5 protein-coding genes are annotated in these 4,219 nt (G+C 43.9%); 2 read left to right on the top strand and 3 right to left on the bottom strand.

Going from position 1 to position 4,219, the window contains the following annotated elements; translation table 11 throughout:
- A partial coding sequence (locus IQ229_RS15575) for a chlorophyll a/b-binding protein (protein WP_228013497.1) occupies window positions 1-207 on the top strand: 207 nt, incomplete at its 5' end.
- A gap of 69 nt (window positions 208-276) precedes the next feature.
- On the top strand, window positions 277-516 hold the full coding sequence (locus IQ229_RS15570) for a hypothetical protein (RefSeq protein WP_194045122.1): 240 nt from the start codon (window positions 277-279) through the stop codon (window positions 514-516).
- Between the two features lie 490 nt (window positions 517-1,006).
- On the opposite strand, the gene trpE is transcribed toward IQ229_RS15570, so the two are convergent.
- The 3 genes from trpE to IQ229_RS15555 form a co-directional block, all read right to left on the bottom strand.
- The gene (gene trpE, locus IQ229_RS15565; protein ID WP_194045120.1) at window positions 1,007-2,536 is read right to left on the bottom strand and encodes an anthranilate synthase component I; all 1,530 of its coding nucleotides are present in this window, start codon (window positions 2,534-2,536) and stop codon (window positions 1,007-1,009) included.
- Window positions 2,537-2,630: 94 nt separating this feature from the next.
- Window positions 2,631-3,056, bottom strand: a complete 426-nt coding sequence (locus tag IQ229_RS15560) for a photosystem I reaction center subunit II PsaD (RefSeq protein ID WP_194045118.1) — start codon at window positions 3,054-3,056, stop codon at window positions 2,631-2,633.
- 180 nt (window positions 3,057-3,236) lie between these two features.
- On the bottom strand, window positions 3,237-4,219 hold a 983-nt coding region (locus IQ229_RS15555; protein WP_194045116.1), incomplete at its 5' end, for a GAF domain-containing sensor histidine kinase.

Raw genomic sequence — 4,219 nt, 5'->3', positions numbered from 1 at the left:
GGTAAAGGCTTTACCATTAACGAACGCGGTCAAATCAACAGATTTGCGATTGAACCCAAGGTTTATGTTGATGAAATTCCACGGATAGGATTCACCAAATATGCCGAAAAACTCAATGGGCGTTTGGCAATGATTGCTTTTGTTTCACTCCTAGCTGTAGAAATTATCACCGAACACGGTTTGATTGGATGGCTAACCAGCCTTTAAAGAAGACACTTTGAGATTTATTAATTTTCTTCACTTGACGAATAAAGCAATTTAGAGGCAAACTTACTTATGAAAACTGATTTTGATTATCCCAAAAAGGATTTAATTGGATCCGTTGTTTTTAGACCTGCTTTCAACAACTTTGAGACTATCAATGCAAATCAAGCCTGGTCATTGTTTTTTACTGCCGGTCAAGACGACAAAGGATTGGGACAAGAAATTGAGTTCGGCAGATTTTTCACTAACCTTTTAATTGCCATTGGAGTAACTGGAATTATTTGGGCGATTTACTTTAGCCAATTAGGATGAGTAAGTTTGTTCATTTCTAGTGTGTAGTAATTTCAACAGAGGTTTTGGATTTAGATATCAGGACTTCTTTTAAATTTTCAATAAGTTTAAAAAACTCTGTTTAGCTTTGGAAAAAGTTTGATGTTGATTGGATTTATAAAGCTTCCCAATTTGTCGCGGTATTGTGGATACGTGGGCTTAGAAGTAGCACAAATTGTTTCCAAACATCTTGCTGTTCAAAGTAAAACCTATGTAATTCAAAATAGAAGGGTATTGATACATCAACTTTTAAAGTCTGGTCTAGATGCTCATACAGCAGATCGAACTGTTAGTGTACTTGTATCAAGCCCGGTTTTACAATTAAGCAACAAAAATCAATGTGCAATTAATTGTATGGGAGAGAAACCATACAGGTAGTAAAAAGGATTGGGGGTTAAAATAGAGTTTACAGGTGACAGGTAATAATCTGTACCCTCTAACCTGTACCCTATTCCCTTTTTAAGTTCCCAGTTCAACGCAAACAACGAATCGCCTCTAATAAACCTCTAGCTTTATTTAGCGTCTCTTCGTATTCTTTCTCTGGCTCAGAATCAGCTACCAAACCTGCACCGGCTTGTACGCTCACTGTCTGATCATGCACTACCATTGTGCGAATTGCGATCGCAGTATTTAATTGTCCTTCAAAATCGTAATACCCATACACACCGGAATAAACGCCCCGACGACTAGACTCTAACTCGTGGATAATTTCCATCGCCCTAATTTTGGGTGCGCCGCTTACCGTACCTGCTGGGAAAGAAGCTTTCAGTAAATCCCATGCTGTTTTACCAACTGCTAATTTACCCACAACATTGCTAACAATGTGCATTACATGGGAGTAGCGTTCAACCATCATTAATTCATCGACTTTGACGCTACCACTTTGACAAACACGCCCCAAATCATTCCGCCCTAAATCGACAAGCATCACGTGTTCCGCGATTTCCTTGGGGTCTTGGAGTAAATCTTGAGCGAAGGCTGCATCTTCCTGAGTAGTTTTACCTCGCGGACGCGTCCCAGCAATTGGGCGTACCGTCGCTATTACTCCACCATCAGAATCGCTCTCGGCTTTCACCATCACTTCAGGACTGGAACCGATAATTTGCCAATCTTGGAAGTTAAAGTAAGCCATGTAAGGCGAAGGATTTATCTGACGTAGCGACCGATAAAGGGCAAAAGGGTCGCCTGTGTATGTTGTTGATAGTCGCTGGGAAATTACTACTTGAAAAATATCACCTGCTTTAATGTAATCTTTCGCCTTCTCAACGCTGGCACAAAAATCAGGGCGGGTAAAATTACTCTGATACTCCTCTGCTCCTCTGCTCCTCTGCTCCTCTGCTCCCCTGCTCCCAGGCGGATTCCATTCCAATCGAGTTTTTTCTGGCGATAGAGGTAGAGATAGCTTTTCGAGCATCTGGGTGACGCGATCGCACGCTTGTTGATATGCTGCTTTCAATTCTACATTCGGGTCGCGTAAATCAGCATAAGCGATTGCCCAAATTTTCCGCTTCACCTGGTCAAAAATCAACAAGTGGTCTACTTGCATCCACAACCCATCAGGGATATTCCGCTCATCTGGTGGATAAATGGGCACACGCGGCTCAATCCACTGAATCAATTCATAGCCCCAAAACCCAAACAAACCGCCAATTCCCGGTGGTAGCTGTGGTAATTTTACTGGGTGATAAGGTGCTAAACACTCGGCTAAAGCTGTAAAAGGGTCGCCTGCAAAAACCACCTGCGAACCATCGCGGTTTTTCTGAGTCGTGCGATCGCCCCTTGCTTCCAAAACCCACACCGGATCGCAACCAACTAAACTATAGCGTCCCAGTTTTTCTCCACCTTCGATGGATTCCAATAAAAAGCTATAAGGCTGACCTGCGCAGACTTTATACCAAGCAGATACGGGCGTATCTAGGTCTGCCACCCATTCTTGATATACCGGGACGAAGTTGCCTTGTTGCGCTAGGGTTGAAAACTCGGAGAAATCCGGAAACATCATTATTTTTCAAAGGTAATTGGTAATTGGTAATGGGTAATGGGTTTTTATTTACCAATTACCCATTACTAATTACCCATTAGTGACTAACAGCTAGTTACGGAGCGTCGTACGTAGTAACACCGCTAAACTTAATTTTAGAGGGGCTGGGGTTTTGTCCGATACGACGGTCTACATAACGCACTTTGTCACGACCTGGGTTCACCTTTTCGGGGAAGACACCATCAGCTGGGTGAAGTAAGGTAGTTTCTCCGTTTGGTAAAATCCGGTAAATTTTGTAATCTGTGATTTTGAGTTTACGAAGTTGCTGACCGCCCAAAAAGATGCCATATTCTTTACGAGCTATATACAGCAGGTTTTCACCTTTCCGCATAGTAGCAGCACCACCTGTAGGCAATTCAAAAACTTGCTCTTTCGGGCTAGTCCAAGTGATCGCGTACTTTTCTTCAACTGCTGCTTTTGTAAGCAAGCCACCAGTGCTACCAGCAAATAGCGGGGTTTGTCCAGAGAGTGTTTCTGCCATAAAGTCTGTTCTCTCAACGTTTTTAGGGAATCCTAACATCGCAACCAGGATCATATTGCGATCGCGTCATAGACTGTAACAGTTTTTAGTCATTTGTCCTTGGTTCTTTGTCATTTGTTAAAAACCAATGCCCCATGCTCAATGTCTAATGACTAAGGACTAATGACTAAGGACTAATACCTATTTACTCTTGACTTTTGTCCGCTTTTCCTCTTGGCTACTCCGAACAATCGGGATAGTGAAGTGAAACTGACTACCCTGGTCTTTGCCAGTTGACTCTGCCCAAATTTCTCCACCCCAACCATTAACAATTTGACGGCAAATTGCTAAACCAAGTCCAGTCCCACCAGTGGTGCGGCGCAGCGCTCCTTCTTCTTGATAGAAGCGGTCAAAAACTACTTCTAAACGATTTGGTTCAATGCCGCGTCCAGTGTCAGCTACAGTCACTTCGACCATTTGGCGGCTGTTGTAAATCGCTTTAATCGTGATTTCTCCTTGGGGTGGCGTAAATTTCAAAGCATTGTCCATAAGTTTTGCCAGTACCTCGACTAGCCAATCACCGTCAGCTCTTACTAAAGGTAGGTTTTCGGCAATTTGAGTCTTGATTTGGGGCGGCTTTTCCGTTGAGGAACGCGTGCGATTTCGGCTGAGTGCTAAATCCACACATTCTTGTAAGGTGAGGGATTCTGGATGCCATTCCACTCGGCCGCTTTCCAAGTTGGAAAGTGTAAGAAAATCTTGTACCAGTTTTCGCATCCGCTCTGAGTCGGAAAGAGCGGTATTGAGCATCACCTGCTGCAACTCCAAGGGCATATCTGGTTCGGTAGCGAGACTTTCCAGGCACACTTGAATTGTGGATAGGGGAGTACGCAGTTCGTGTCCAGTGATGGCTATAAGGTTGCTGCGGGTGCGGTCTAGGGCTTCTAGCTGCTGGTTAAGTTCTTCTAGGTTAGCGTAAGCTTCCGCTTGGATGAGAGCTGCTCCTACTTGGGTAGCGATCGCTTTTACCAAATCCAATTCCCCTGGTTGGCACTCGTGCGGTGGCATCCGGCAGTAATGTAACTCCACAATCCCCAATAATCGCCCCTGATAAAATACTGGTTCCATCAGCCAAGAACGAATGGCAAACTTTTTGGCGATCGTGGAAAGTCCTGTGGATTTAG

The organism is Nostoc cf. edaphicum LEGE 07299 (assembly GCF_015207245.1).
In the GTDB taxonomy this organism is placed as follows: Bacteria; Cyanobacteriota; Cyanobacteriia; order Cyanobacteriales; family Nostocaceae; genus Nostoc; species Nostoc edaphicum_B.
Note: the sequence above shows the minus strand (reverse complement) of the source record. Positions and strands in the feature narration are given on the sequence as shown.